General features: G+C 73.2%; 21 protein-coding genes and 1 pseudogene. 15 read left to right on the plus strand and 7 right to left on the minus strand.

Annotated features, from left to right (window positions below):
* The first annotated feature begins 15 nt into the window (after nt 1-15).
* Together ACFCZ1_RS05660 and ACFCZ1_RS05665 are read left to right on the plus strand one after the other, a co-directional pair.
* Nucleotides 16-354, plus strand: a complete 339-nt coding sequence (locus tag ACFCZ1_RS05660; protein WP_376677075.1) for a GNAT family N-acetyltransferase — start codon at nt 16-18, stop codon at nt 352-354.
* A complete protein-coding gene (locus tag ACFCZ1_RS05665; protein WP_376677076.1) occupies nt 351-980 on the plus strand; it encodes an aspartate/glutamate racemase family protein in 630 nt (209 codons plus the stop codon). Before ACFCZ1_RS05660 ends, ACFCZ1_RS05665 begins: the two co-directional genes overlap by 4 nt.
* 278 nt (nt 981-1,258) lie before the next feature.
* Here ACFCZ1_RS05665 and gndA read toward each other — a convergent pair whose 3' ends face one another.
* Complete coding sequence (gene gndA / locus ACFCZ1_RS05670) at nt 1,259-2,704, minus strand: NADP-dependent phosphogluconate dehydrogenase (RefSeq protein WP_376677077.1); 1,446 nt, start codon at nt 2,702-2,704, stop codon at nt 1,259-1,261.
* A 185-nt stretch (nt 2,705-2,889) separates the two neighbouring features.
* On the opposite strand from gndA, the gene ACFCZ1_RS05675 reads away from it, so the two are divergent.
* Nucleotides 2,890-4,173 (plus strand): transglycosylase family protein, encoded by a 1,284-nt coding sequence (locus ACFCZ1_RS05675; RefSeq protein ID WP_376677078.1) that lies wholly within the window; start codon nt 2,890-2,892, stop codon nt 4,171-4,173.
* A gap of 102 nt (nt 4,174-4,275) precedes the next feature.
* On the opposite strand, the pseudogene ACFCZ1_RS05680 reads toward ACFCZ1_RS05675, so the two are convergent.
* A pseudogene (locus ACFCZ1_RS05680) lies at nt 4,276-5,007 on the minus strand (DMT family transporter); the annotation flags it as partial.
* A gap of 269 nt (nt 5,008-5,276) precedes the next feature.
* On the opposite strand from ACFCZ1_RS05680, the gene ACFCZ1_RS05685 reads away from it, so the two are divergent.
* The 3 genes from ACFCZ1_RS05685 (at nt 5,277) to ACFCZ1_RS05695 (ending at nt 8,973) form a co-directional block, all read left to right on the plus strand.
* Nucleotides 5,277-6,764 carry an SDR family NAD(P)-dependent oxidoreductase gene (locus ACFCZ1_RS05685; protein ID WP_376677079.1) on the plus strand — a complete coding sequence of 496 codons (1,488 nt, stop codon included), beginning with the start codon at nt 5,277-5,279 and terminating at the stop codon, nt 6,762-6,764.
* A gap of 846 nt (nt 6,765-7,610) precedes the next feature.
* The gene (locus ACFCZ1_RS05690) at nt 7,611-7,784 is read left to right on the plus strand and encodes a hypothetical protein (protein WP_376677080.1); all 174 of its coding nucleotides are present in this window, start codon (nt 7,611-7,613) and stop codon (nt 7,782-7,784) included.
* Between the two features lie 205 nt (nt 7,785-7,989).
* Nucleotides 7,990-8,973, plus strand: a complete 984-nt coding sequence (locus ACFCZ1_RS05695) for an NAD-dependent epimerase/dehydratase family protein (RefSeq protein WP_376677081.1) — start codon at nt 7,990-7,992, stop codon at nt 8,971-8,973.
* On the opposite strand, the gene ACFCZ1_RS05700 is transcribed toward ACFCZ1_RS05695, so the two are convergent.
* Complete coding sequence (locus ACFCZ1_RS05700) at nt 8,959-10,398, minus strand: lipase maturation factor family protein (protein WP_376677082.1); 1,440 nt, start codon at nt 10,396-10,398, stop codon at nt 8,959-8,961. The two genes, ACFCZ1_RS05695 and ACFCZ1_RS05700, sit on opposite strands and share 15 nt — an antisense overlap.
* Nucleotides 10,399-10,418: 20 nt before the next feature.
* The gene (locus tag ACFCZ1_RS05705) at nt 10,419-10,961 is read right to left on the minus strand and encodes a DUF1990 family protein (RefSeq protein WP_376677083.1); all 543 of its coding nucleotides are present in this window, start codon (nt 10,959-10,961) and stop codon (nt 10,419-10,421) included.
* Nucleotides 10,962-11,604: 643 nt separating this feature from the next.
* Here ACFCZ1_RS05705 and ACFCZ1_RS05710 point away from each other — a divergent pair.
* The 5 genes from ACFCZ1_RS05710 to ACFCZ1_RS05730 all read left to right on the plus strand — a co-directional run bounded on the left by ACFCZ1_RS05710 (nt 11,605) and on the right by ACFCZ1_RS05730 (nt 17,683).
* On the plus strand, nt 11,605-12,924 hold the full coding sequence (locus ACFCZ1_RS05710; protein ID WP_376677084.1) for a DUF6777 domain-containing protein: 1,320 nt from the start codon (nt 11,605-11,607) through the stop codon (nt 12,922-12,924).
* 7 nt (nt 12,925-12,931) lie between these two features.
* Nucleotides 12,932-14,995 (plus strand): SpoIIE family protein phosphatase, encoded by a 2,064-nt coding sequence (locus ACFCZ1_RS05715; protein ID WP_376677085.1) that lies wholly within the window; start codon nt 12,932-12,934, stop codon nt 14,993-14,995.
* Between the two features lie 143 nt (nt 14,996-15,138).
* A complete protein-coding gene (locus ACFCZ1_RS05720; RefSeq protein WP_376677086.1) occupies nt 15,139-16,371 on the plus strand; it encodes a hypothetical protein in 1,233 nt (410 codons plus the stop codon).
* Between the two features lie 20 nt (nt 16,372-16,391).
* Complete coding sequence (locus tag ACFCZ1_RS05725; protein ID WP_376677087.1) at nt 16,392-17,252, plus strand: Fpg/Nei family DNA glycosylase; 861 nt, start codon at nt 16,392-16,394, stop codon at nt 17,250-17,252.
* Between the two features lie 26 nt (nt 17,253-17,278).
* A complete protein-coding gene (locus ACFCZ1_RS05730; RefSeq protein WP_376677088.1) occupies nt 17,279-17,683 on the plus strand; it encodes a hypothetical protein in 405 nt (134 codons plus the stop codon).
* A 7-nt stretch (nt 17,684-17,690) separates the two neighbouring features.
* On the opposite strand, the gene ACFCZ1_RS05735 is transcribed toward ACFCZ1_RS05730, so the two are convergent.
* Both ACFCZ1_RS05735 and ACFCZ1_RS05740 read right to left on the minus strand, forming a co-directional pair.
* Nucleotides 17,691-18,191 carry a hypothetical protein gene (locus tag ACFCZ1_RS05735; RefSeq protein ID WP_376677089.1) on the minus strand — a complete coding sequence of 167 codons (501 nt, stop codon included), beginning with the start codon at nt 18,189-18,191 and terminating at the stop codon, nt 17,691-17,693.
* A gap of 196 nt (nt 18,192-18,387) precedes the next feature.
* Nucleotides 18,388-18,927: a sigma-70 family RNA polymerase sigma factor gene (locus ACFCZ1_RS05740; protein ID WP_376677090.1), complete on the minus strand. Its 540-nt coding sequence runs from the start codon at nt 18,925-18,927 to the stop codon at nt 18,388-18,390.
* A gap of 386 nt (nt 18,928-19,313) precedes the next feature.
* Here ACFCZ1_RS05740 and ACFCZ1_RS05745 point away from each other — a divergent pair, with 386 nt between their 5' ends.
* From ACFCZ1_RS05745 to ACFCZ1_RS05755, 3 genes are all read left to right on the plus strand, one after another.
* The gene (locus tag ACFCZ1_RS05745) at nt 19,314-20,504 is read left to right on the plus strand and encodes a CapA family protein (RefSeq protein ID WP_376677091.1); all 1,191 of its coding nucleotides are present in this window, start codon (nt 19,314-19,316) and stop codon (nt 20,502-20,504) included.
* Nucleotides 20,505-20,681: 177 nt separating this feature from the next.
* Nucleotides 20,682-23,996, plus strand: a complete 3,315-nt coding sequence (gene lysX / locus ACFCZ1_RS05750) for a bifunctional lysylphosphatidylglycerol synthetase/lysine--tRNA ligase LysX (RefSeq protein WP_376677092.1) — start codon at nt 20,682-20,684, stop codon at nt 23,994-23,996.
* 70 nt (nt 23,997-24,066) lie between these two features.
* On the plus strand, nt 24,067-24,996 hold the full coding sequence (locus ACFCZ1_RS05755) for a polysaccharide deacetylase family protein (protein WP_376677093.1): 930 nt from the start codon (nt 24,067-24,069) through the stop codon (nt 24,994-24,996).
* A gap of 36 nt (nt 24,997-25,032) precedes the next feature.
* Here ACFCZ1_RS05755 and ACFCZ1_RS05760 read toward each other — a convergent pair whose 3' ends face one another.
* Entirely contained in the window at nt 25,033-25,695 is a 663-nt protein-coding gene (locus ACFCZ1_RS05760) for a class F sortase (RefSeq protein WP_376677094.1), read from the minus strand.
* Nucleotides 25,696-26,058: 363 nt separating this feature from the next.
* Between ACFCZ1_RS05760 and ACFCZ1_RS05765 the strand changes: the two genes are divergently transcribed.
* A complete protein-coding gene (locus ACFCZ1_RS05765) occupies nt 26,059-26,559 on the plus strand; it encodes a hypothetical protein (protein WP_376677095.1) in 501 nt (166 codons plus the stop codon).
* Nucleotides 26,560-26,628 lie beyond the last annotated feature (69 nt).

Below are 26,628 nucleotides of genomic sequence, written 5' to 3' on the forward strand. Positions count from 1 at the left end.
GGGGAGTCGGGGAGCATGGTCGAGTTCAAGGACGAGCGGAAGGCCGGAAGGCTGCTGGCCGTCGAGGACGGGTCGGCGGTGGGGTTCATCGCCTACTTCGTGCTCACCGGCGACCCGCACGCGCTGGTGGCGGTGCACACCGTCGTCGAGCCGGGCCACGAGGGCCGGGGGATCGCCGGGGAGCTGGTGAAGACCTTCTACGGGATCGCCGCCGCCGAGGGCGTGCCCGTGGTTCCGCTCTGCCCGTACGCGGCGAGCTGGGCGGCCAAGCACCCCGACCAGGCGCCCGAGCCGGCCCCCGAGGTCGTGTCGGCGGCCAAGGCCCAGCTCGACGCGGAGACAGGCCTCTGGTGACGCAGCTGCTCCTGCTGCACACCTCGCCCGCGCACGTCCCGGTCTTCGACGCCCTGCGGGACCGGAACCACCCGGGGGCCGTACTGCGGCACCGGGTGGTTCCGGAGCTGCTCGACCGGGCCCGCGCCATGGGTCCGCAGGCGGTGGCTCCGGACCTCGCCGGGCTGCTCGCCGAGGCCGGGCCGCTGCCCGTGCTGGTGACCTGCTCGACGATCGGGGCGACCGCGGAATCCCTCGCTTCGGCGCTCGGATCCCGGGTGCTGCGCGTGGACCGGCCGATGGCGGCCGCCGCGGTGCGCACCGGCGCGCGGATCGCCGTACTGGCCACCGTGGAGTCGACGCTCGCCCCGACCCGCGCGCTGCTCGCCGAGGAGGCCCGAGAGCGGCCGGTGTCGATCCGTACGCACGTGGTCGCCGGGGCCTGGGAGCGCTTCGCGGCGGGTGACGACGCCGGCTCCCTCGCCCGGGTGGCCGAGGCGGCCGACGCCGTCACCGACGCCGACGTCATCGTGCTGGCCCAGGCCTCCATGGCCGGCGCAGCGGATCTCGTCACGACCCGGATCCCGGTCCTGTCCAGCCCGGCTCGGGGCCTGGCGGCGGGACTGCGGCTGGCGGGGGCCCGCTAAGACGGCTGCTCGGGGCCGCATTCCGCAGGGCAGCGGGCTGGTACGGGCTTTAACGGGGCGATTGCGGGAAAATGGGCCCCATGGTGCGAAAACTCGAAGAGACGCAGCCACCGGTGCCCGAGCCCGAGCCGACCCCGTCACCCGAGCCGACCCCGGACCCCGGGCCGATCCCGCGCCCCGTGCCACCCGTGCCCGGTCCCTTCCCGGAGCCGGACCCGGTGCCTCCGCCGCCAGGGCCCGCGCCGGTACCGCAGCCCGGGCCCTGGAGCTGAGCGGCCTCAGCCCGTCTGGACCTCGGAGCGGTCGCCGCTCCAAAGGGTGTGGAACGAGCCCGCGCGGTCGGTGCGCCGGTAGGTGTGCGCCCCGAAGAAGTCGCGCTGCCCCTGCGTGAGGGCAGCGGGCAGCCGCTCCGCGCGCAGGGCGTCGTAGTACGCCAGCGAAGCCGCGAAGGCGGGCACCGGAATGCCCTGGCGCACCGCCGCCACCAGCACCGACCGCCAGCCCTCCTGCGCCGCCCCGATCTCCTCGGCGAAGCGCGCGTCCGCCAGCAGGCTCGGCAGCCCGGGCTGCGCGTCGTACGCGGCCCGGATCCGGTCCAGGAACGCGGCCCGGATGATGCAGCCGCCGCGCCACAGCGAGGCGACGGCGCCCAGGTCCACGCCCCAGCCGTACTCCTGGCTGCCCGCCTGGATCTGGTGGAAGCCCTGGGTGTACGAGACGATCTTCGAGGCGTACAGGGCCTCCTCCACCTGGGCCGCGAAGGCCTCCGCCGCTTCCGGCGACAGCGCGGCGGCCGTCGGGCCCGCCAGCCCCCGCGCGGCCGTACGCAGGTCCGCGTGGCCGGAGACCGCCCGGGCGAAGACCGCCTCCGCGATCCCCGACACCGGCACGCCCAGGTCCAGGGCGATCTGTACGGTCCAGCGGCCGGTGCCCTTCTGCTCGGCGGCGTCGGCCACGACGTCCACGAACGGGCGGCCCGTCGCGGCGTCCGTGTGGGCGAGCACCTCGGCCGTGATCTCGATCAGGTACGAGTCCAGGCGCCCCCGGTTCCAGGCCCGGAAGGTCTCCGCGATCTTCGCGGGGGAGTAGCCGGCGACCTCGCGCAACAGGTGGTACGCCTCGGCGATGAGCTGCATGTCGGCGTATTCGATGCCGTTGTGCACCATCTTGACGAAGTGTCCGGCGCCGTCGGGGCCCATGTGGGAGGTGCACGGCGTCCCGTCGGCGGCCTTCGCGGCGATCTTCTCCAGCAGCGGGCCGAGTGACTCGTACGACTCCTTCGAGCCGCCGGGCATGATGCTCGGCCCCAGCAGCGCGCCCTCCTCGCCGCCCGAGATGCCCACGCCCACGAAGTGGATGCCCTGCTCGCGCAGCTCCCTCTCGCGGCGCCGGGTGTCCTCGAAGTGCGCGTTGCCGCCGTCGATGATGACGTCGCCCTCGTCCAGGAGCGGCGCGAACTCGCGGATCACGGCGTCGGTCGGCTCCCCGGCCTTCACCATGATGACGAGGCGTCGGGGGCGCTCCAGCGCGTCGACGAACTCCTTCGCGGACTCGGCCGCCACGAAGCTGCCCTCGTGGCCGAACTCCTTCACGAGAGCGGTGGTCTTCGAGGCGGTGCGGTTGTGTACGGCGACGGTGAAGCCGTTGCGGGCGAAGTTCCGGGCGAGGTTGCTGCCCATGACCGCGAGCCCGGTGACGCCGATCTGGGCTGTGCTGCTGCTCATCGTTGCGCTCCTGCGTGCTTCGGTGTGCGGGGAATGCCGACGCTACATCGACGCGGACCGCTACCGGTCGGATCGCCGCCGAGAGAGTGTCAAATTCGGCTGGGGGGCGCCCCGTTGCGCCCCTTGTCATGCTCTGATCGTGACGTTAGGTTGTGCGGTTCCTGATGTCTTCAAGGGGGGCTCCCATGGGTGTACGGGGCCGGCACCGCCGGTATCAGCCGAGCAGTATCAACCGGGCCTCGCTCGCCGTCACCGCCGGTGGCGCCGGGATCGCCCTCCCGCTCATCGGTGCGGGAGTCGCGCACGCCGCCTCCGTGGACACCTGGAACAAGGTCGCCGCCTGCGAGTCGACGAACAACTGGCACGTCAACAGCGGCAACGGCTATTACGGCGGCCTCCAGTTCAGCCAGGGCACCTGGCGGGCCTTCGGCGGTACCGTCTACGCCGCCCGCGCCGACCTGGCCACCAAGGACCAGCAGATAGCGGTGGCGGAGAAGGTCCTGAAGGGCCAGGGGCCCCAGGCCTGGCCGCAGTGCGGCAAACAGGCCGGCCTCAGCCGCAGCGGCCAGGCGCCCGCCACCACGCCGCAGGGCCCGGTGCCGAAGACCCAGCGGACGCAGAGTGCACAGGGCGCACAGGGGGCACAGGCCGGGGCGCGGCAGACGGCGGCGACCGGGCAACAGGGCAGCACGCCCCGCCCCACCGGAACCTCCGTCCTGCCGAACCCGTACGTCGTCGCGCCGGGTGACTCGCTCTCGGTCATCGCCACCGAGCAGCACGTCGAAGGCGGCTGGCAGGCGCTCTACGAGACCAACCGCGCCACCGTGGGAAGCAACCCGGACATGATCTTCCCCGGGCAGCGGCTCACCCTGCGGATCACTGCGGCTCCGCCCGCGCAGAACCCGGAGAAGCCGCCGCGCACGGCCGAACCGGTGAAGCCGGTGGAGCCGGCGGCGGAGAAGCCGGCCGAGAAGCCTGCGGAAAAGCCGGCCGAGAAGCCTGCGGAAAAGCCCGCGGAGAAGCCGGCCCCCGAGCCCGCCTCAGCGCAGCAGAAGCCCGCCGCGAGCGGATTCTCCGCCCCCGTGGACGCCTCCATCGGTACCGCCTACCGCGTCTCCGGCTCCTCCTGGTCCAGCGGCTACCACACGGGCGTCGACTTCCCGGTGACGACCGGGACCTCCGTCAAGTCGGTCGGCCCCGGCGAGGTCGTCTCCGCAGGCTGGGCCGGTGCGTACGGCTACCAGGTCGTCATCCGGCACACCGACGGCCGGTACTCCCAGTACGCCCACCTGTCGGCTCTCGGCGTCAAGTCCGGCCAGCAGGTCTCCGGAGGCCAGCGGATCGGCCGCTCCGGCTCGACCGGCAACTCCAGCGGCCCGCACCTGCACTTCGAGATGCGCACGGGACCGGGCTACGGCTCCGACATCGACCCGCTGAAGTACCTCCGCTCCCACGGAGTCGACATCTGAGCCGCGGACGTGCGAAGGCACGGCGGTGAGCAGGATCAGCCCGGCGGCCGCCACCGCGGCGCTGGCCAGGGCCGCCGCCGTGCCGGCCGCCCCGTACCGGAAGCCCTCGTCGAACAGCGAGATGCCGACCGCCGCCGCGACCACGGGGTTGACCACGGTCACCGTGGCCAGCGGCGCGGTCAGCCCGGCGCCCCGGTAGGCCGCCTGCGAGAGCAGCAGGCCGCCGGACGCCAGCACCGCGATCGCCGCGAGATCCGGCCACAGCCCGCCCGGCGTGCCCGGCCCGAAGCTCTCGGCCACCGACTTGGTGAACACCGAGGCCATGCCGAAGGCCGCACCGGCCGCCGCGGCCAGCAGCACGCTGTGAAGTACCGCCCGGTGCATCCGGTGCGCCGCCAGGAACAGCGCCGCCACCCCGGCCACGGTCACCAGGAGCAGCAGGCTCCGCTCCCCGCCCGCCAGGGACCGCGCCCCTCCGTCACCGCCGGTCAGGGCCAGCAGCCCGGCCAGACCCACCGTGGCCAGCACCGCCCCGCGCCAGGCCGCGGCGCCCGCCCGGCGCCGTACAAAGAGGGCGGCCATCGGGAGCGCGAAGACGATCGTGAGCGCGCCGAGGGGCTGGACCAGGCTCAGCGGCCCGTACGCGAGGGCCACCACGTGCAGCAGGGCGCCGAGGCCGTTCAGCCCCACCGCGACCCACCACACGCCCCGCCGCAGCGGTGCGTACCGGCGGTCGGGCGTGGTCGCCGCGACCTGTTCCTGGATGATCGCGCCGCCCGCGTACGCAAGGGCGGACACGAGGCAGAGCAGGGCCGACAGCGCCAGTGCACTCATGAAGTCCACAATGCCCGACCCGACTTCGCTATTCCTCCCCCCACGGGGGGTCACGAGTCATACCCCCGGCGTAGTACGGGAGTACGCGATCAGGCACGCAGGGGAGCGGAAACGCCCACGTCCGGACGCGTACGGTCACACCCCGCACGCGATATGTGAACCCCGTGGCAGCGGGTTTGGCTCCGGGCGCGTCGAATCCGTACAGTTCCCCTTTTGGGGACTTCCGCAGCAGGCGGATGCGGACGAGTGATCAAGGAACGGCAGCGGCCATGACGGTGACCGAAGACAGCCAGGACTACGGGCACGCATACGGACCGGGCATCGACCCCGAGCGTCTGGCCCTCTGTCTCAGCGTGCTCGACGAGCTGGACAAGATCGACGTCGACCACCCCGACGCGATCACCGTACGCCGCGCCACCGCCGGCCTGTACCGCACGGTCAAGCAGCGCCGCCGCCAGGAGCGCCGCGCGGCCAAGACGGCCAACGACAAGGCCGTCACCGAGGCGACCGCCACCGGCTCCGCCGAGCGCATCGACGACGAGACCGAGGGCATCCTGCCTTCCTCCGTCACCGAGGCCGGCCGGATCGCCGGGATACTCCAGCGCCCGCGCTCCTGCTACGTCTGCAAGACGCGGTACGTCGAGGTCGACTACTTCTACCACCAGCTCTGCCCGGACTGCGCCCTTGAGAACCGCGCCAAGCGCGAGGCCCGCGCCGACCTCACGGGCAAGCGCGCGCTGCTCACCGGCGGCCGGGCCAAGATCGGCATGTACATCGCGCTGCGGCTGCTGCGCGACGGCGCGCACACCACGATCACCACTCGCTTCCCCAAGGACGCCATCCGCCGCTTCAAGGCGATGGACGACTCGGCGGACTGGATGCACCGCCTGGAGGTCATCGGCATCGACCTTCGCGACCCGGCCCAGGCCGTGGCGCTCTCCGAGCAGGTGGCCGGGGCCGGTCCGCTCGACATCCTGATCAACAACGCGACGCAGACCGTGCGCCGCCTGCCCACCGCCTACGCCGCGCTGGTCGAGGGGGAGGCCGCCCCGCTGCCGGCCGGCGAGCTCCCCGCCCACCACGTCATCGGCGCCTTCAACTCCGGCGCGGTCGACGGCCTGGCGGCGCTGCCCGTCGGCGTGAGCGGGCTCGAGGCGCAGAAGGTCGCCGACCTCGCCCTGGTCGCGGGCAACGCCAGCCTGGAGCGGCATCTCGCCGGTACCGCCATCGACGCGGGCGGCCTGCTGCCCGACGTCGTCGAGAGCAACACCTGGGTGCAGACCATCGACCAGATCTCCCCGGTGGAGCTGCTCGAGACCCAGCTGTGCAACTACACGTCGCCGTTCATCCTGATCAGCGCGCTCCGGCCGGCCATGGCCGAGGCCGCCCGGAAGGCGTCCAGCGGGCGTGCGTACGTCGTCAACGTCTCGGCGATGGAGGGCGTCTTCAGCCGCGGCTACAAGGGCGCGGGGCACCCGAACACGAATGCCGCCAAGGCCGCGATGAACATGGTGACGCGGACCAGCGGCCAGGAGATGTTCGAGACGGACCGCATCCTCATGACCTCGATCGACACCGGCTGGATCACCGACGAGCGCCCGCACTTCGACAAGCTGCGCCTGGCCGAGGACGGCTTCCACGCCCCGCTCGACCTGGTCGACGGCGCGGCCCGGGTCTACGACCCGATCGTCCGCGGCGAACTCGGTGAGGACCTGTTCGGAGTCTTCCTCAAGGACTACGCCCCCGCGAACTGGTAGCCCCGGCGGGCGCCTGCGGGCACCCACAGCCGATCCCCTGGGTCTCCCCGGCCCCCTCGGTGTGCCGAGGGGGCCTTTCGCGTTCCCGGAGCCCGGGCCGGGACGCCCGGCGGGCGCCCGCAGCGACCGGCCCGGGCTCCGGCCGCCAGTCCTCCGCCAGTCCTCCGGCAGGCCCGCCTTCAGGCCCCGCGGTGTCCGCCTGCCCGTGTGTCCGGCACGGGGCCGCGGCCTCGCCGTCGGGGCCGGCCGCCGCCGGGGCGCGGCGGAGCGCCGACTCGCCGCCGGCCCGCGCGGGCAGCCGTACCGGCCGGGCCACCCGCACGCCCGGCGCCGGCCGGACCGCCTGAGCGTGATCGGTCCGGGACGCTGCGTCACCCGGACGGAGCAGCTCGCCGAGATCCGGTACGAGCCCCGCCGTCCGGAGTTCCTCGCCGAGGACGGGCGCGGCGCGGGAGGGCGGCAGTCCGCAGGCCACGGCCGTCGCGGCAGGCGCTCGGAAGATCCATCAGCTCCGGAACGCTTGAGACGTACGGCACTTCGGGCCCCCGTATTCCGGCCCCCGCCACCGTTGCCCCTCCGTCGCCCCCGCGCGCATCCGGCGTCGGGCCGACCATGCTGGACGCACCCGCGGGTCGAAGACCTCCTGAACTCGCGGTGAAAACAAGAGGGCGACGCGGATTTTGCCTGTCTATCGAGCGGAGGCCCGCTCATATGTGTACTCTGGGGCATCAAGAAGGCCCCATCCGGGCCACGCTCCACCAAGGCGCCACCGCGTCCGGAAACCCTTTTGGCCCTTGCCCGGCTCGCGGTCCGCCTGCCGGGTTGCGCGACACGAAGGAGTGCGCGGTGACAGAAATCACGAAGCCCGAACCGACGTTGCTGGAGCGGACGGGGTCGCGGCCCAAGCCGCGGACCGACGAGCTCGGAAGCCTCGAGGTCTGGGCGCGGTCCGCCCCCATCCGGCTGGCGGGGTACGAGGACGACCTGGCGGAGTCGCACATCCTGCCCGGCGTCGACTAGCGCGGCCCAGCGACCGGAGGGTCCAGACCGGCCGGTCCTCACAGAAGAGCGGTACAGAGCGCCCCCGTGCCGACCCGCACCGGGGGCGCTGTCCTGTCCCGTGGGCGGCGCGGCACCAGGTTCCCGGACCGCCTACGCCACGAGCGTGATCGCTGACGGCGATCACGGCTTCCCGCCGCCCCGCCGCCCCGGCAGGCTGAGCCGCATGAAGCTGCTGATGCTGGGTGGAACGGAATTCGTCGGACGCGCGATCACCGAGGACGCCCTCGACCGGGGCTGGGAGGTGACCGTCTTCCACCGCGGCCACCACGCGCCCCCGCCGGGCACACGCGCCCTGCACGGCGACCGCACCGCCCCCGGTGGGCTGGACGCCCTCGCCGAAGGTGAGTGGGACCTCGTCGCGGACACCTGGGGCGGCGCCCCCACCGCCGTACGCGACAGCGCCCGCCTGCTGCGCGAGCGTGCCGGGCGGTACGCGTACGTCTCCAGCCGTTCCGTGTACGCCTACCCCGCCCCCGCCGGCCAGGACGAGAGCGGCCCGCTCGTCGAGGGTTCGCCCGACGCCGCCTCCATCGCCTACGCCGAGGACAAGCGGGGCGCCGAGCTGGCCGCGCTGGAGGCCTTCGGCGACCGTGCCCTGCTGGTGCGCGCCGGGCTGATCCTCGGCCCGTACGAGAACGTCGGACGGCTGCCCTGGTGGCTGAACCGCACCGCCCGCGGCGGCCCGGTGCTCGCCCCCGGCCCGCGCGAACTCCCGCTCCAGTACATCGACGTACGCGACCTCGCGCGCTGGACCCTGGACGCGGCCCGCGCCGGGCACGGCGGCGCCTACGACCTGGTTTCGCCGGCCGGGCACGCCACGATGGGCAGCCTGCTGGAGGCCTGTGCCGCCACCACCGGCGGCGCCGCCGAACTGCGCTGGACCGACCCGGCCGCGCTCCTGGAGGCCGGCGTACAGCCCTGGACCGAGCTGCCCGTCTGGATACCGGAGGGCGAGGCCCACGGCCACATGCACGGCGGTGACGTGTCCAAGGCCCTGGCGGCGGGCCTGAAGTGCCGCCCGGTCGAGGAGACCGTGGCCGACACCTGGGCCTGGCTCCAGAGCCTCGGCGGGGTCGCCCCGCAGCGTGCCGACCGGCCGGCGCCGGGCCTCGACGCGCAGCGGGAGACCGCCCTACTCGGGCTCTGACCAGGCGGCTTCCGCGAGCCGGGTGGGCGGCAGGTACTCGCGCAGCAGTGTGCGGTGCCACCAGGCACCCGTCTCGCGAAGCTCCCGCCAGGTGGTGAACCGGTAGCGGTACAGCCGGGCGCGGACATAGCGGGGCGGTGCGTCCGGGAAGGGGTTGTGGCGCAGCAGCCGCAGCGTGTCCCGGTCGCCCGCCAGCAGCCGCTCCACGAACGGCCCGAACCAGTCCCGCGCGTAGCCCGGGGAGAGCGCCGCGAACCACATCAGCCAGTCCAGGCGCAGGTGGTACGGGGCGTACTGGCGCGGAATCCTGCGCGGTTCACCGGGTTTCCCCTTGAAGCCGTACTCCAGCCAGTCCCCGTCCGCGTGCGGCACGCGGTCGGCGGTGCCCTCCACCACCACCTCGTCCCGGATCCGGCCCACCGACCCGAACGCCCCGTACGTATTGACCAGATGGAGCGAGTCGAAGGAGCGGTTCATCACCTGGCGGCGCGAGACCATGTTGAGCACCGGATGCCGGCTCAGCACCAGCACCAGCACCGTCACCGCGCAGACCAGGACCACGAACCACACCGGCGCCGGCCGCGAGGCCCCGGCCGGGGGAGCGCCCGCGAGCCCGGTGAAGTCCACGGCCGACAGGGCCAGCGTGATCGTCAGCCAGTTCAGCCAGGCGAAGTTGCCCGACAGCACGAGCCACAGCTGCGTCGCCACGATGATCCCCGCGGCGTACGAGGCCACCGGCTGCGGAGTGAACAACAACACCGGGACGACCAGCTGGGTCACGTGGTTGGCCCCGCACTCCACCCGGTGCAGCGGTTTCGGCAGATGGTGGAAGAACCAGCTCAGCGGCCCCGGCATCGGCTGCGTCTCGTGGTGGTAGTAGAGGCAGGTGAGTTTGCGCCAGCAGGAGTCCCCGCGGATCTTGATCAGCCCGGCTCCGAACTCCACCCGGAAGAGCACCCAGCGCAGCAACCACAGCACCAGCACCGGCGGCCCGGCCCGGGCGTTGCCCAGGAAGACGGCGAGGAAGCCCACCTCCAGCAGCAGCGACTCCCAGCCGAAGGAGTACCAGGTCTGCCCGACGTTCACGATGGAGAGGTAGAGCAGCCACAGCAGGGCCCACATCCCCATGGCCGCACCCAGCGGCATCTCGTCCCCGGCCCCGGCCGCCAGCGCGCCGGCCAGCGCGGCCCCGGCCCAGGCGCACCCGGCGAACAGCCTGTCGGAGTAGCGCAGTTGGAAAAGGCTCGGGGCGCGCCGGAAGGGCACGTACCGCACGTAGCGCGGTACGGGCAGCATGCCCCGCGCCCCGATCAGGGCCCGGAACTGCAGGGCGGCCCCGACGAAGGCGAAGACGTAGACACCGGCGAGGGCCCGCTGGAAGACCAGCCGGGCCAGCCAGTACCCGGGCGCCGTGAACCAGTCCATCGCCTCCAGTATCGGACCGGTCAGGCGGCGGTGGCCAGCCTGCGCACGTGGCGGCCCAGCCGGCGCGCGTAGCGCAGCTGGAGGAAGGGGATCACCGGGCCCGCGAGGCGGGTGTACCAGCAGGCGGGCCGGCTGAAGGCGGTCACCGTGAACCACACGGTGCCGTCGGGGTCCACGGCCACGATGAAGGATTCCTCCCCGGACTCCGGGTGGCCCGTCAGGGTGCCGTACGCGAAACCGATCCGCGCGGGTTCGCACGCCGTCCAGACCACCCGGCACGGAGCCTCGATGCGCAGCGGCCCCCATCCGATCCCGACGGTCACCCGGCTGCCGGGGCGGACGGCCACCGTCCCGCCGACGTCACCGCGGACCCGCATGCCCGAGGACCGGTGCGCCTGGAAGGTGGTCACCGCGATGCCGGCGGCCTCGAAGGCGGACCGGCCGTGCCCGACACGGACCCGGTGGTGCAGGTGGTGGTATCCGGCGGGCAGCGGCCGCCCGGCGGTGGCTCCCCGGTCGGGGTAGCTGAGGGCGTCCCGGCCGGCGCTGATGAGGCGGGTCATGGAGTGGTCTCCCTTCGGTCTGCGGTCAGTCGGCGCCAGGCCAGGCACCGAGCACAGGACGCATCGTGGAAGTGGGGCACGGTGGGCGCCGGGATGTCGATGCCAAGGTCGATGCCGAGGTCGAAGCCGAGGTCGAAGCCGAACGGCCGGATACCGGCGTGCTCGGCGAACCGGGGCGGCCGCGGCGATCGCCGGCGAGACCAGCGCCGTGGCCGCCGCGACGTCCGCGGGGCCCGGACGGCCGAGCAGGGGTCCGGCCGATGTCCGCGCCGCGAGGCGCAGGCAGGTCGCGCCGTACAGCGCGGCGGGCGTCGTGGCGGGCGTTCCGCGCGGCAGCCGGAGACAGGCCGCGCCCAGGGCGACGGGCCAGGGCCACAGGCGGGCGGTCCGGCGCAGCCCGGCCGGGTCGATCTGGCGCGACCCGGCCGGGACCACGTAGAACCTGCCCGGGGTGACGGTCATGTTCACCAGAACCGTCACCACGGACTCCCCTCCCCGTCGCGGCCGAACGCTTTGAACGCGTTCAACCCGCAGCCGTGACTCTACGGGATTTCTTGAACCTGTTCAAGACGCGCTCCGGTTGCGGCCGTGCCGAGGATGAGGCAGACAAGAGGGAGCAACCGGGGCGACAAGGGAGAAACACGTGCACGCACCGACACCTCCGACACCTCGTCAGGCGCCGCGCCGTCATGCACCGGCCGGGGCCGCTCTGTTCGCGGCCCTCGGCCTGTTCGCCGCGGCGTGCGGCGGCTCCGAGGAGCCCCGCGAGGGGGCTGCGGGATCCGAGAGCCAGGAGGTCCACCTCCAGCCCGTGGCCGCCGCGGGCCCCGCGCCCTTCACCGCCACCTCGGCCACCTCCGAGTCCGCCCCCGTCCAGCCCCCGCTGCCCAACCGGACCGGACAGGGCATCCGCACGGTGAACGCGGCCACCCCCGGCCTGTACGGCGGCACCGACGGGCTCGGCAGCTGCGACGTGGAGCAGCAGGTGCGCTATCTGACCGCCGACAACGCCAAGGCCCGCGCGTTCGCCCAGGCCTCCGACATCGAACAGGCGAGGATCCCGGACTTCCTTCGCGGCCTCACCCCCGTAGTGCTCCGCGCCGACACCCGGGTGACCAGCCACGGCTTCCGCGACGGCCGCGCCGACAGCTTCCAGGCCGTCCTCCAGGCGGGCACCGCCGTGCTCGTCGACGAGCACGGCATGCCCCGGGTCCGCTGTGCCTGCGGCAACCCGCTGCTGGCCCCCCGCGCGCCCAAGGGCTCCCCGGTACACAAGGGCGACCCGTGGAACGGCTACCAGCCCAACCAGGTCGTGGTCATCGAGCCCACCACCCACGTGATCAACAACCTGGTCATCGTGAACATCGCCGACAACACCTGGATCGAGCGCAGGAGGGGCGACGACGGCGCCCAGGACCGGCCCCCGCGGCTGCTGCCCGATTTCGACCCCGCCGACGGCATCCCCGCCGGGCCCGTCAACCCGCCCGGGGCCGAGCCGGGCGACCCCTGTCCGACGCCCGGCGCGAACAGCCCCGCCCGCACCGCGCCCCCGACGCCCGGGGCCGGGGACTGCACGCCGCGGCCACCGGGCGCACCGGCCGGTCCGGGCGAGGGGCAGCGGCAGAATCCGGCCGTGCCGCCGGGTCTGGCCGACCCGCCGCCGCAGCAGCAGGAGCAGCCGTCGGACGTGCCGCCGCTGGACGTGCCGCCCTCGGATCTGCCGCCTTCGGACGTGCCGCCCTCGGACCAGCTGTCCGACCCGCCCTTGTCCGACCCGCCCCTGTCCGATCTGCCCCTGTCCGATCTGCCCTCGGACGTTCCCGCGGACGTGCCGGCGGACGTGCCGACGGACGTCCCGTCCGACCCGTCGCAGCCCCCGTACGACCCCTCCGGCCCGGGCGCCGTCCCGGACGGGCAGCAGCCGCCGCCCTCCGACCCGGGATATCCGCTGGAGAGCGCCTGACCGGCCCGTGTGTCATGGTGGATCGGTGCCGACCACCGTATCGCTGCCGGACGACTGGCCCGCACACCCGGACCGGTCGCTCGCGCTGAACCGCATGGGCAGTTTCGACTGGGACCTGGTCACGGGGCTCTTGCACCTGGACGAGGCGGCCCTCGACGTCTTCGACACGGCCCCCCACGAGTACGACGGTCGGCCCGACTCCCTCTCCCCGCGCGTCCCGCCCACCGAGGCCGCCCGGCTCGACGCCCTCGTCTCCAGCGCACTCAAGAGCGGCGAGGACAACTACGGAGCCTATTTCCGCATCCGCTGCCGCGACGGGCGGATGCGCTGGACGCACACCCAGGGCCGCGTCATGCGCGACCGGGACGGGCGCGCGTACCGGATCATCGGCATCGTCCGGGACGCGACCGACGAGCTCAGCCACTCGGCGGAACGTCTCGGCCTCGACGAGGAGCGGCGGCGCCAGACGTCGGTGGTCGAGAGCACCACCGCCGCCCTCGCCCACGCCCGCACCGTGCAGGACGTCATCGACGCGCTCGGCGACGCCCACGGGCTGGAACGCCTCGGCTCGATGGGCATGGTGATGGGCCTCGTCGAGGCCGGGCGGATCCACCTCGTCGCCGAGGGGCCGACGGGGAGCTTCGTACCCGGAACGCGGTACACCCGCATCGACGAGCAGTACCCGATGAGCGAGGTCGTGCGCTCGCTCCAGCCACGCTTCCTCGACTCCGCGCAGGAGTTCGCCGAGGACTATCCCGGTCTCTGGGCGAAGATCTCGTCGATGGACATCTCGGCGGCCGCGTACCTGCCGCTGATCGCCCAGGCCAGGCCCATCGGCGCGATAGGGCTGCTCTACCAGGACAAGGACGGCTTCACCCAGGACGAGCGGAACCTGCTCGTCGCCCTCGGCAGCAGCATCGCGCAGAGCCTCCAGCGGGCCATGCTGCTGGAACAGGAGCACGACCTGGCGGAGGGCCTCCAGCAGGCCATGCTGCCGAGGCGGATCCCGTCGGTGCCGGGCGCGGAGATCGCCGTGCGGTACCGCTCCGCCCGGATGGGCCAGGACATCGGCGGCGACTGGTACGACGTCATCCCCCTGCCGGGCGGCCGGGTCGGCGCGGTCATCGGCGACGTGCAGGGCCACGACACGCACGCGGCGGCGGTGATGGGCCAGCTGCGGATCGTGCTGCGCGCGTACGCCGCCGAGGGCCACTCGCCGGGCACGGTCATGGCCCGGGCCTCGGTCTTCCTGCACGAACTGGACACCGACCGCTTCGCGACGTGCACGTACGTGCAGGCAGACCTGTCGACGGGGGTGCTCCAACTGGTCCGGGCGGGCCACATGGACCCGCTGCTGCGCACCCGGGACGGGGACTGCAGCCGGCTCCGCGTGGGTGGCGGGATGCCGCTCGGCCTCTCCGCGGAGTTCGGCCGCCTGGAGTACCCGGTGACGACGGTGGAGCTGGATCCAGGAGAAACGATCGTGCTGTGCACGGACGGCCTGGTGGAGCAGCCCGGCGCCGACCTCGACGACGGGATCCGGCACCTGACCTCGCTGATCCGCAGCGGGCCGGCGGACATGCAGCTCCTCGCGGACCGGCTGTGCGGGGTCGTCGACGAGCGGGGCGGCGACGACGACATGGCGCTGCTCCTGCTGCGCCGCGAGGTACCGGACGCTCCGCAGGGCGGCGGCCGCCTCCGGCAGCACGTGGCGCCGGGGGATCCGGAGGCGCTGGTGGCGGCGCGCCACATGATCGGGGCGGCCGTGCGGGCGTGGGGTGCGCGCGAGCGGGCCGACGAGATCGAGCTCGTCGCGGACGAGCTGATCGTGAACGCCCTGATGCACACGGACGGCCCGGCGATCGTGACCCTGCGGGTCCTGACCGGGACCGACCGGCGGCTGCGGGTGGAGGTCGAGGACCGGTCGAGCGCGCTGCCGAGGCGTCGGGAGGCGGGTGAGGCGGGAGTGTCGGGGCGCGGGCTGATGCTCGTGGACCGGCTGGCGGACGTATGGGGCGTGGAGTCGCGGGGCAGCGGCAAGTGCGTGTGGTGCGAGTTCTTGATGCACTGACCGCAGCGGGAGCCGAGGTGCCGGGCAGGCACCAGGCAGGCACCAGGCAGGCAGCGGGCAGGCCCCGGGCAGGCGCCAAGCAGGCACCGGGCAGCGGAAAGTGCGTTGCGGGCGGCGGGGGCGGTCGCGCAGGATCGGCGACGATGACTATCGCCATGGATGACGTCCGCCGCCTGCTGAAGGCCGGGGATCTGCCCGCAGCCGTACGGTCCCTGCGACCCCGCGCCGAGACGGCACCGCTCCCAGAACTCGCCAAGGCCACCAAGGCCTTGGCCGATGCCGCCGGGTTCAAGGACCTGGCGGCCGCCGCGAAGGCCGCCGCCAAGCGGCCGTCCGATCCCCAGGCCCTCTACGACCTCGGCTACGGCTGCGTCGAGCACGGCATCGCCTTCCTCGCCGTCCCGCCGCTGCGCGAGGCCCTGCGGCTGGTCCCCGAGTCGCGGACGCTGCTGGCCGAGCTGGTCTCCGCGCTGGAGGACGAGGAGCGGCACACCGAGGCCGCGGCGCTGCTCACCGCGCGCGGTGACCGGCTGGCCGCCTGGCCCGAGACGTACCTGCTGGTCCACCACACCCTGCTCGCCGGGGACCTCCGCACAGCCCGGGCCGTCGCCGCCCGGCTGCCCGACCCCGAGGACGAGACCTGGCGCCGGGCCCACGCCCGGCAGCGCCGCATGCTGGCCCGCGCCGAGCTGGCCGCCGCCGCAGGCCCGCTGGACGGCGCCGACCTGCGCGGCTGGCAGTTCGCCCTCACCGGCACGCTCCTGGGCACCTACTCCCCGTACGGCTACGGCGAGGGCATGGCCGGACGGTACGCCTTCCTCGGCGACAGCCACGACCAGTGCCGGCGCGGCCTGGCCCGGCTCGCGCTGGCCCTGGACGCCACGGGGCGGCGGCCGGGCACCGTCTCCCTGCTCCCGGGCCGGTCCGACCGGATCCTCGGCCTCGCCGCCGCGGCCGTGCTCGGGCTGCCCGCCGTACCGTACGAGCCCGCGCGCACCGACACGCTCGTCGTCGCGTACGACCTGAACGACTGTGATCCGGAGGTCGCGCAGAGCCTGCGGGAGCGCGCCGACGGGCAGGTGCTGCACGAGCACGTCACCCGCTGGACCAGCCCGCCGCCGGTCAGCGCGGACTTCAGCGCCCTGCTCGCGCAGTTCGTCTCCGCCCCGTGGGAGGACGACGAGCGGCCCGAGGAGGCGATCGCCCGCGACATCGCCTCGGCCGACCCGGCCGCGGACGAGGGCGACGGCGAGACCCCGCCCGATCCCGACGAGGCCTTCCGGGCCTACGCGGCGGCCGTCGCCCCCGGCTGGCTCACCGGGACCCGCGACCGGATCGGCTCGGCCGGACCCGTGCACAGCTCGCGTTTCGCCTGAGGCGGGGGCAGGCTGGGACCATGCCCGAGCTGCCCGAGGTCGAGGCCCTGCGGGAGTACCTCGACGAGCACCTCGCCGGGCGGGTGGTCGAGCGCGTCCTCCCGCTCGCCGTGAGCGTGCTCAAGACGTACGATCCGCCGCTGACCGCTCTCGAAGGGCAGACGGCCGGGGCCACCGCCCGCCACGGCAAGTTCCTGGCCATGCGGATCGGTGAGCTGCACCTCGTGACGCACCTGGCCCGGGCCGGCTGGCTGCGCTGGCAGGACACCCTGCCCGCGCAGCCGCCGCGTCCCGGCAAGGGGCCGCTGGCGCTGCGGGTGCTCCTGGAGGGCGGTGGCGGCTTCGACCTCACCGAGGCGGGGACCCAGAAGCGGCTCGCGGTGTACGTCGTGAGGGACCCCCAGGAGGTGCCCGGGATCGCCCGGCTCGGTCCCGATCCGCTCGCCGAGTCCTTCGACCGGGAGGCCTTCGCCGCCCTGCTGGCGGGGGAACGGCGGCAGATCAAGGGCGTGCTGCGGGACCAGGGCGTCATCGCGGGCATCGGAAACGCCTACAGCGACGAGATCCTGCACCACGCGAAGATGTCGCCGTTCAAGCTGGCCGCCTCACTCGACGAGGACCAGGTGACCCACCTCCACGCCGCCGTCCGGGACACCCTGCGCGAAGCCGTCGAGCGGACGCACGGGGTGGCCGCCGGCAAGCTCAAGGCGGAGAAGAAGAGCGGGCTGCGGGTGCACGGCCGGGCCGGGGAGCCGTGTCCGGTGTGCGGGGACACCGTCCGCTCGGTCTCCTTCGCCGACTCCTCGCTCGAGTACTGCCCGACGTGCCAGACCGGTGGCAAGCCGCTCGCCGACCGGCGGCTCTCACGCCTCCTCAAATAGCCGGGCGCTGCGTAGACTCCCACGCCATGGCCGAGGAGCAGCAGGCGCCGCCCCAGCGTGAGATCGTCACCGGGGTACCCCGGAGCGCCCGCCGTCGGCCGCCCGCGCACACCCCCGCCCGCTCGGAGATCTCCGAGCAGACCACCCTCGGCGCCACGTACGTACGCGCCCTCATGCGCAGTCAGCTGCGGGCCGGGGCGTGGGCGCTGGCCGCGCTCGCACTGCTCGTCGGAACGCTGCCGCTGGTGTCGGTGCTGCCGCGCACCGCGTCGGGGCCGCCGCTGTGGGTGGCTCTCGGTCTGGTGGTGTATCCGGTGATGTGGCTGATCGCCCGTTGGTACGTCACGCGGGCCGAACGCAACGAGGCCGATTTCACCGGGCTGGTGACGGATCCGGCGGAGGCGCCGCCGGGCCCCCGCCGGACGCGGTAGCGGCCTTTCAGAACAGGTGCATCGCCAGGTGGCCCAGCGGCAGGCCGAGCTGCCAGGCAGGGGTCCACACCCGCGCGTTCTCGTCCAGTCCGAACGGGGAGCCGGTGTGGCCGTGCTGTCCGGGGTCGAGGTTGGTCGCGAACAGTTCGGTGCGGTCCAGCCAGCGCCAGGCCGCCCGGGCCAGTTCCAGATCGGGCTCCTCGGCGCGGCCGCGCTCCCGGGCCTCCTCGCCCAGGTCGAGGAACCGGGTGTGCACCCAGTCGCGCCACGGGTGGCCGTACGCCGTCAGCGAGAGCCATTCGTCGAGCTGGGAGACCACCCGGATCCCGGAGAGCTCCCCGGCCGCGTCCGAGAGGTAGATGGTCAGCGCGAGCGTGTCGCGTCCGGCCCGGAACTCCAGAGTGCTGACCGGGATCAGCCGGCCCGTGCGCAGCAGTTCGTCTGCGATGTACTCGGCGTAGAGCCAAGCCATGGGCACCGCGAGCCCGCCGTCACTGGTGCCGTTCATACCCTCGGGCTGCACCGTTCCACCTTCTCCCGCGCATCGAGCGTCCCGACCGTCAGCCCCGAGCCTTCACCGAGCGGCTGACGGAGCGGGGCATGTTTACTCAACTTGAACGGTCTAATGCCTCATTCCATGCGCTTTCTGTCCGGTCCGTGGCGGTACGAGGCGGTCCCCGATCTGATGCCGCGCTCCCCGGAGCTCAGGCGCCGAGGCCGTACCCGTACCCCTGGAGGTCCTTCCGCAGGGCGCGCAGGGCGTAGTGCGTACGGGATTTGACGGTCCCGGCGGGGATCCCCAGCTCGGCGGCGGCCTCGGCGACCGACCGGTCCTGGAAGTAGACCTGCATCAGCACCTCGCGGTGCTCCGGGCCCAGGCACCCGACGGCCCGGCGGACGTCGATCGCCGTGACCGACCCCGCCACCGCGTCCTCGGGGGCGGGCGCCTGTTCCAGCCCCTCCGGGTCCACTTCCTGCGGCCGTGACAGCCGGGCCCGCCGCGCGTCGATCGCGAGCCGCCGGGCGACCGTGAACAGCCAGGGCCGCATGGACTCGTGCCCGCTCGACAGGACCTCCGGATGCTGCCAGACCCGGACGAGGGTCTCCTGCACGAGGTCCTCCGCGCGCTGGGCGTCCCCGGCGGTGAGCCCGACCAGGAACCCGAACAGGGCCCGCCCGTGGTCGCGCTGGAGTTCGGCCAATGCGTCGGGATCGGTACGGGGGAGGGCGGGGGAGAGCGGCACGAGGGGCTCCTTCCAGGGCGAGGGAGGTTCGTCGGGAGGGCGACACATCCACCCTGACCTGCACGGAGCCCACCGGGAACCGTCCGGCCCCGGTGGTGCGCCCAAGCGCCCGCGTCATCCGGTGGGCGGCCGCGCGGGGCGGTGAACGGTCGAACGGCGCGGCGAACGGCAGCAGCCGTCGGCGGTAGCCGGTGGCAGCCGTCGGCGGTAGCCGGTGGCAGCCGGTGGCAGCCGGTGGCAGCCGGTGGCAGCCGGTGGCAGCGGCCATCGGCAGCGCCCATCGGAGTGGGCTCGTGTCCTGCGGACGGACCCTTCCTTGACTTACGACGCCCCGTTATGTGGATTACCTGTGAGTCCGATAGTCGTACGAACGAGAGCTGGGGCAGATGACCAAGCGCACCCGGCAGGCCGTCGCCCTCCTCTCGGCGCTCCTGCTGTCGGCGGCAGCAGGCTGCTCGGCCACGGGGGGACCGGCACCCGCCCGCCTCGCGGAATCCGGCGGACCCGGGGCCCCCACCGCCGGCCCTCCCGCGGCCAAGGGGTTCACACTGGTCGCGAGCGGCGACGTACTGCCGCACACCTCGGTCATCCAGCGGGCGGCGAACGACGCGGGAGGTGACGGGCACGACTTCGGGCCGATGTTCTCCGGGGTCAAGCCCGTGGTCTCCGGGGCCGACCTGGCCCTCTGCCACATGGAGACCATCTACGGGGAGGAGGACGGGCCCTTCTCCGGCTATCCGGCCTTCGTCTCCCCGCCGAGCGTGGCCGACGCGCTGAAGGACACCGGTTACGACGGCTGCTCCACGGCCTCGAACCACACCCTGGACGACGGGGCCGACGGGCTGCGGCGCACGCTGGACCGGCTCGACAAGGTCGGCCTCAAGCACGCCGGTTCGGCCCGTACGGCGGCCGAGGCGGCCACGGTGACCACGTACACGGCGGGCTCCGCGAAGGTCGCGCACCTCGCCTACACCTACGACACCAACGGGTACCCGCTGCCGCCGGGGCAGCCGTGGGCGGTCAGGCTGATGGAGCAGGACAAGATCGTCGCGGATGCCCGGGCGGCCCGGAAGGCGGGCGCCGACGTGGTGCTGGTCAGCCTCCACTGGGGCACGGAGTGGCAGACCGACCCGGACGAGAAGCAGCTCTCCCTCGGCAAGGCACTGACCGCCTCGCAGACCGGCGGCCGCCCCGACATCGACATGATCCTCGGCACGCACGCGCACATCCCGCAGGCGTACGAGAAGGTCAACGGGACCTGGATCGTCTACGGCATGGGCGACCAGGTCGCCGGCGAGATGTTCAACTATTCGGGCGCGCGGGACATGCGCGGCAACTACGGCTCGATCGGCCGCTTCACCTTCGCCCCGCCGGCCGCCGCCGGACAGCGCTGGCAGGTCACCAAGGCCGAGTTCGTGCCGCAGATGATGGACCTGTCCACCGGCCGCGTCGTCAACCTCCCCGCCGCTCTGGCCAAGGACCCCGACCAGAGCGACTACGAGACCGCCCGGGACGCGATCAGCGAGGCCGTACTCGGCCGTGGCGCGGCCAAGGACGGCCTCACCATGGCGAAGTAGCGGACCGGGCCCGCGTAGGCCGCAGCCCGCATCGAGGAGTCCGGTCCGCGACCCCGGCCAGGATCACCTTCGGGCCGCCGGTACCGCGTTCGAATCCCTGTTCACGTGCTCAGTCACCCTCCCGAGGCCATCCGGCTCGGCGCGCGGACCACCGCCGCCCTCCCTACAGTGCGAACCATGAGTGCCACCGTGGAGGAGACGCGCGGAACCCGGAACCGCTTCCTGAACCGGGTGCCCGACGGATTCGGGGCGTTCTTCGGAGCGCTCGGTCTGCTGTGCGCCCTGCTGGCGCTCTCCCCGACGCTGCGGCGCCTGCTGCGGCACGTCGTACGCTTCCTCGACCTCGTCGTCGTCCCGGTCAGCGCGAACCTCGCCTACGCCGTCTTCCTCTTCCTGCTCGCGGCGGCCCTCGGGACCCGCAAGAAGGTCGCCTGGTGGATCGTCGTCACCTATCTGGCCCTGCTGATGCTCGACGACGTCCTGGACATGGCCGTCGGCGACTACTGGGTCGGCGTCCCCTCCATGGCCCTCGCCGTAGCCGCCATGGCCGTACTGATCGCCGCCCGTGACGAGTTCTACGCGGCCTCCCGCCCCGGGGCCCTGTGGCGGGCCATGATCGTGCTCGGGCTCGGCATGCTCGCCGCCGTGCTGCTGGGCTGGGGGCTCGTCGCCCTGTTCCCCGGCACCCTGCCCAAGGGCCAGTGGCTGGACTGGGCCGCCAAGCAGGTCTTCGGCGGCCTCTTCTCGGCCCGCCAGTTCGACGGCCGGCCGCCCCGTCCGCTCTACTTCCTGCTCGGCCTGTTCGGCGCCCTCGCCCTGCTGAACGCCGCCATGACCCTGTTCCGTTCCCAGCGCCTGACCGCCGCCCTGCACGGGGACGAGGAGCCCCGCATCCGCGCCCTGCTCGGCGCCTACGGCCGCAACGACTCCCTCGGCTACTTCGCCACCCGGCGCGACAAGGCCGTCGTGTTCGCCCCCAACGGCAAGGCCGCCGTCACCTACCGCGTCGAAGCCGGGGTCTGCCTCGCCAGCGGTGACCCGGTGGGCGACCCCGCCGCCTGGACCCCTGCCATCGACGCCTGGCTGGCCGTCGCCCGCCGCTACGGCTGGCAGCCCGCCGTCATGGGCGCCTCCGAGGACGGCGCCACCGCCTACGCCCGCTCCGGACTCAGCGCGCTCCAGCTCGGCGACGAGGCCATCCTCCACGTCGCCCACTTCGACCTCGACGGCCGTGACATGCGGGTCACCCGCCAGGCCGTCAACCGCGTGAAGCGCACCGGCGCCACCGCCGTCGTCCGGCGTCACTGGGCCCTTTCCCAGGACGAGATGCAGATGATCGTGGAGAGCGCCGACAAATGGCGCGACACCGAGACCGAACGCGGCTTCTCCATGGCCCTCGACCGCCTCGGCGACCGGGCCGACGGGGACTGCCTGCTGGTCGAGGCCTTCGACGCCGACGGCGAGCTGATCGCCCTGCTCTCCTTCGTCCCCTGGGGCAAGGACGGCATCTCCCTCGACCTGATGCGCCGCGACCGCACCGCCCCCAACGGGGTCATGGAGTTCATGGTCGCCCAGCTCTGCGCCGCCGCGCCGGGCCTGGGCGTGCGCCGGATCTCCCTCAACTTCGCCGTCTTCCGCTCCGCGTTCGAGGAAGGCGGCCGGATCGGCGCCGGCCCGGTCCTGAAGCTGTGGCGCAGGCTGCTGCTCTTCTTCTCCCGCTGGTGGCAGTTGGAGGCGCTGTACCGCTCGAACGTCAAGTACGGCCCCGAGTGGTACCCCCGGTTCCTCTGCTACCAGGACGCCGGATCGCTCGCCCGGGTCAGCCTCGCCTCCGGCATCGCCGAGGGCTTCGTCTCCGTACCCAGCCTGCGCACCCTGTGGGGCAACGGCCACCCCAAGGGCCTCACGAACCCCGCCACCACCGAGGGGCTGCCGTCCATCGCCTCCATGAACCTCGACGCCGTGGGGGAGGAGGGCGCGGCCGTCCCCGCCGAGCGGCTGCCCGAGCAGGTGCGCGTGCGCCACGCCAAGGCGGAGCGCATCCGGGCCGCCGGTACCGACCCCTACCCGGTCGGCATCCCCGCCCGCACCCACACGGTGGCCGAGCTGCGGGCCGAACTGGAGGCCTCGCACCCCGGCCACCCGCCCGGCAGCCGCTCCGGCGAACAGGCCACCCTCGCCGGACGCGTCATGCTCGTACGCGACCTCGGCGGCGTGGTCTTCGCCGTCCTGCGCGACTGGTCCGGTGACATACAGCTGATGTTCACCCGCGACGAGGCCGGGGCCGGCGCACTGGACCTCTTCACCTCCCAGGTCGACTTCGGCGACCACGTGGTCGCCAGCGGCGAGGCAGGCACCAGCAAGTCCGGCGAGCCGTCCCTCGTCGTCCGGTCCTGGCAGCTCACCGGCAAATGCCTGCGGCCCCTCCCGGACAAGCGCAAGGGACTCGCCGACCCGGAGGCCCGCGTCCGGCGCCGCTACGTCGACCTCGTCGCGAGCCCCGAGGCGCGGGACGTCGTACGGGCCCGTTCCAGCGCGGTGCAGGCCCTGCGCCAGGGGCTCCTGGAGCGCGGCTACCTGGAGGTCGAGACCCCGATGCTCCAGCAGATCCACGGCGGCGCCAACGCCCGCCCGTTCCGCACCCACATCAACGCCTACGACCTCGACCTGTACCTGCGCATCGCGCCCGAGCTGTACCTCAAGCGGCTGTGCGTCGGCGGCATGGAGAAGGTCTTCGAGATGGGCCGCACCTTTCGCAACGAAGGCGTCTCCTACAAGCACAATCCCGAGTTCACGATGCTGGAGGCCTACCAGGCCTTCGCCGACTACGACGTCATGCTCGACCTCACGCGCGAGCTGATCCAGGGCGCCGCCACCGCCGCGTTCGGCTCGCCCGTCGCCCACAAGGCGGGGCCGGACGGGAAGCCGGCCGTCCACGACATCTCCGGGTCCTGGCCGGTGAAGACGGTGTACGGGGCGATCAGCGAGGCCCTCGGCGAGGAGGTCGACGCCGACACCGAGGAGCACGTCCTGCGCGGACTCTGCGACCGGGCCGCCGTCCCGCACGCCCCCGAGGACACCCGCGGTGACGTGGTCCTGGAGATGTACGAGCGGCTGGTGGAGGAGCGGACCCAGCTGCCCACCTTCTACAAGGACTTCCCGACCGAGGTCTCCCCGCTCACCCGCCAGCACCGCGAGGACCCGCGGCTGGCCGAGCGGTGGGACCTGGTCGCCTTCGGCACCGAACTGGGCACCGCCTACTCGGAGCTGACCGACCCCGTCGAGCAGCGGCGCCGGCTCACCGCGCAGTCCCTGCTCGCGGCGGGCGGCGACCCGGAGGCGATGGAGCTCGACAACGACTTCCTGGACGCGCTGGAGTACGCGATGCCGCCGACCGGTGGTCTGGGCATCGGCGTGGACCGCCTCGTCATGTTCCTCACGGGGCTCACGATCCGCGAGACCCTTCCGTTCCCCCTGGTGCGGCGCGGCTGATCGGGTGAGGGGGAGGAGGCGCGTCCGCGCCTCTCGACATCCGCGGCGATGTCGTTGATACGTAGTAATAATGAAAAATGACGAGCCGACAGTAGGGCGGCGCACGCTCCTGCGCACCGCCGTCTTCCTCGGAGTCGCAGCCGCCGCCGGGCTGATCGACATCGGCGGCCAGGGCGGTACGCCGGAACCCGGAGCCGGAGCCGGAGCCGGAGCCGGAGCCGGAGCCGGAGCCGGACCCGCCCCCGGACCCGCGGCCGGTCCGGTCCCGCACCCCGCGGCGGGGGCGCCAGGGCTCAGCGCCGAAGCGAGACTGGAGAAGACCTACCGGCTGCGGCCGATGACCGCCGAGGCCCCCGCCCGCCCGCCCGCCGCGAAGCCCGCCGTACGGACCCGCCCCATCCTGGAACTGCCGCCCGGCGGCACGGCCTCGGCGAGCTCCATGCTGCTCACCTTCGACGACGGGCCGGACCCCCGCTACACCCCGGGGATCCTCGACACCCTCGCCCGGTACGGGGTGCGCGCCGTGTTCTTCGTCTGCGGGGAGATGGCCGTCGAGAACCCCGGCCTGCTGCGCCGGATGGTCTCCGAGGGCCATGTCATCGGCAACCACACCTGGACCCACCCGCTCATCCCCAAACTCAGCAGGCCCGCCCTCGTCTCCGAGATCGGCCGCACGAGCGAGGTCGTACAGAAGGCCGTGGGCGAGGCGCCCGTGTGGTTCAGGGCACCGTACGGGGCGTGGAACCGGGCCGCCTTCGAGATCGGGGCCGAGCTCGGCATGGAGCCGCTCGCCTGGACGGTCGACACCCTGGACTGGAAGGAGCCGGGGACCGCGACGATCGTCTCCCGGGTCCTGTCGGGCGCCGGGCCCGGGGTGATCGTCCTGTCGCACGACGCGGGCGGCAACCGCTCGCAGAGCGTCCAGGCGATCTCCTCGTACCTGCCCCAACTACTGGCGCGCGGCTACCGGATGACCTTGCCGACGCTGCCGCCCCGCTGAGCGCGGCCGCTGCCCGGCGGGGCGGCCGCGCTCCGCTCAGCGGGCCTCCACCATCCGGGCGAAGACGACCACGTTGCCGTCGTACCCCCGGGCCTTGGAGTAGCCGCCGCCGCAGGTGATGACCCGGAGTTCCGGATGCCCGGTGTCCCCGTACACCCGGGCACCGGGGAAGGACTCCTTGGAGAACACCTCCACGCCGTACACCTCGAACACCGCCGTGCGCCCGTCGTACCGCTCCACCTCGATCTGGTTCCCCGGCTTGACCGAGCCCAGGCCGTAGAAGACCGCCGGGCCCTGCGCGTTGTCCACGTGGCCCACGATCACCGCCGAGCCCCGCTGGCCCGGCGAGATGCCGTTGAGGTACCAGCCGGCCAGGTTCCGGTCCTGCGGCGGCGGCGCGTCGATCCAGCCCTCCGCGTCCAGACCGACCGTCATGACCGGAGCGTCCACGTTGATCGTGGGAATCCGGATGCGCTGCACCGAGGAGTGCTCCAGTACCTCCAGGTCCGCGGGCGCCTCCGGAGGGTTCGCCGGCAACTGGTCCGAGGTCACCGCGACGGCCGAGGCCGCGGTGGGCTGGGGCGGCCCGTCGTCGATGTCCACACCGTTCCGCACCATCGCGAGGCCGGTGAGCATGACCAGGGCGAGTACGCCCCACGGTGAGCGTTTGCGTGACTGGCCGGTCTCGTCCTCGCCCATCGTTCTCCCTTCCCGACGCGGGGGTCCCGACCCGCGTTCCTGTCCCGCCCCAGTACGCCCTACTTCACGCACGCTAAGGGTGCGTAGGCAGGACGGCGAGGGGGGAGGGGCGAACGGGTGGCGCGGCACGGAAGGGGCCGGAAGGGGTGCGCCCATCCAGGTAATCGTCACATAAATGCCTGACGGGTCGTGACCTGCGGATCCGTCAGTTGCCCGGCGCGCGCTACGGCGTGTCGCTCAACCGGGCGGCCCAAAGGCGGAAATGCGGAGGTTGCGGGCCGCCCCGAGGGTTCGACGTGGGAGGCGTTCTCGTCGATCATCCGGGGCCGACGCTCCGGGGCGCTTCCCGCTGGAGGTTCCACCATGCGTGCTTTCCGCGCTCTCACCGTGACGGCGGCAGCCTGCGCCGTGATCGGCCTCAGTACCCCAATCGCCGCCGCGAACTCCCCGATGGGCGGGGCCGGCGGACCGAGCAACGTCTCGGTCAACCCCTTCGCCGTGCACCAGGGATCCACGATGCAGGTGAGCGCGTCGGGCTGTGGACACGGCGGTACCGTCACCTCGCCGGGCAACTTTCCGCCGGCCAACCTTTCCGCAGGGTCGATCGGCTTCGCCACCGTCCGGATCTTCAACCACGCCTCTCCGGGCAACCACACGCTGCAGGTCAGGTGCAACGACAACAGCCTGGTCGCCACCGCCCGCTTCAGGATCCTTGAGGGCAACCCCGCCCAGGGCGGTATCGGCGGCTCCTTCGGCCCGTCCACCGCCGAGACCGCCATCGGTGCGGGCCTCGTCGGAGCGGCGGCGCTCGGCGCGGGCGCCCACGTGATCCGTCGTCGCCGCCCGGTCCGCGGCCGGGCCTGACCGGCCGACCTCCCCGGTCAGTCCCCCGGGGGCTGTCCTCCGGGTCGGGCCGGACCCGGAGGACAGCCC

This window comes from Streptomyces sp. NPDC056224 (genome assembly GCF_042267665.1).
GTDB lineage: Bacteria > Actinomycetota > Actinomycetes > Streptomycetales > Streptomycetaceae > Streptomyces.

What these genes read in the sequence shown, in the direction of transcription:
- ACFCZ1_RS05660 (WP_376677075.1), top strand. Translation starts at nt 16, where the DNA reads ATGGTCGAGTTCAAGGACGAGCGGAAGGCCGGAAGGCTGCTGGCCGTC.
- gndA (WP_376677077.1), bottom strand. Translation starts at nt 2,704, where the DNA reads ATGAGCAGCAGCACAGCCCAGATCGGCGTCACCGGGCTCGCGGTCATG.
- ACFCZ1_RS05675 (WP_376677078.1), top strand. Translation starts at nt 2,890, where the DNA reads ATGGGTGTACGGGGCCGGCACCGCCGGTATCAGCCGAGCAGTATCAAC.
- ACFCZ1_RS05685 (WP_376677079.1), top strand. Translation starts at nt 5,277, where the DNA reads ATGACGGTGACCGAAGACAGCCAGGACTACGGGCACGCATACGGACCG.
- ACFCZ1_RS05695 (WP_376677081.1), top strand. Translation starts at nt 7,990, where the DNA reads ATGAAGCTGCTGATGCTGGGTGGAACGGAATTCGTCGGACGCGCGATC.
- ACFCZ1_RS05700 (WP_376677082.1), bottom strand. Translation starts at nt 10,398, where the DNA reads ATGGACTGGTTCACGGCGCCCGGGTACTGGCTGGCCCGGCTGGTCTTC.
- ACFCZ1_RS05705 (WP_376677083.1), bottom strand. Translation starts at nt 10,961, where the DNA reads ATGACCCGCCTCATCAGCGCCGGCCGGGACGCCCTCAGCTACCCCGAC.
- ACFCZ1_RS05720 (WP_376677086.1), top strand. Translation starts at nt 15,139, where the DNA reads ATGACTATCGCCATGGATGACGTCCGCCGCCTGCTGAAGGCCGGGGAT.
- ACFCZ1_RS05725 (WP_376677087.1), top strand. Translation starts at nt 16,392, where the DNA reads ATGCCCGAGCTGCCCGAGGTCGAGGCCCTGCGGGAGTACCTCGACGAG.
- ACFCZ1_RS05730 (WP_376677088.1), top strand. Translation starts at nt 17,279, where the DNA reads ATGGCCGAGGAGCAGCAGGCGCCGCCCCAGCGTGAGATCGTCACCGGG.
- ACFCZ1_RS05735 (WP_376677089.1), bottom strand. Translation starts at nt 18,191, where the DNA reads ATGAACGGCACCAGTGACGGCGGGCTCGCGGTGCCCATGGCTTGGCTC.
- ACFCZ1_RS05745 (WP_376677091.1), top strand. Translation starts at nt 19,314, where the DNA reads ATGACCAAGCGCACCCGGCAGGCCGTCGCCCTCCTCTCGGCGCTCCTG.
- lysX (WP_376677092.1), top strand. Translation starts at nt 20,682, where the DNA reads ATGAGTGCCACCGTGGAGGAGACGCGCGGAACCCGGAACCGCTTCCTG.
- ACFCZ1_RS05755 (WP_376677093.1), top strand. Translation starts at nt 24,067, where the DNA reads ATGAAAAATGACGAGCCGACAGTAGGGCGGCGCACGCTCCTGCGCACC.
- ACFCZ1_RS05760 (WP_376677094.1), bottom strand. Translation starts at nt 25,695, where the DNA reads ATGGGCGAGGACGAGACCGGCCAGTCACGCAAACGCTCACCGTGGGGC.
- ACFCZ1_RS05765 (WP_376677095.1), top strand. Translation starts at nt 26,059, where the DNA reads ATGCGTGCTTTCCGCGCTCTCACCGTGACGGCGGCAGCCTGCGCCGTG.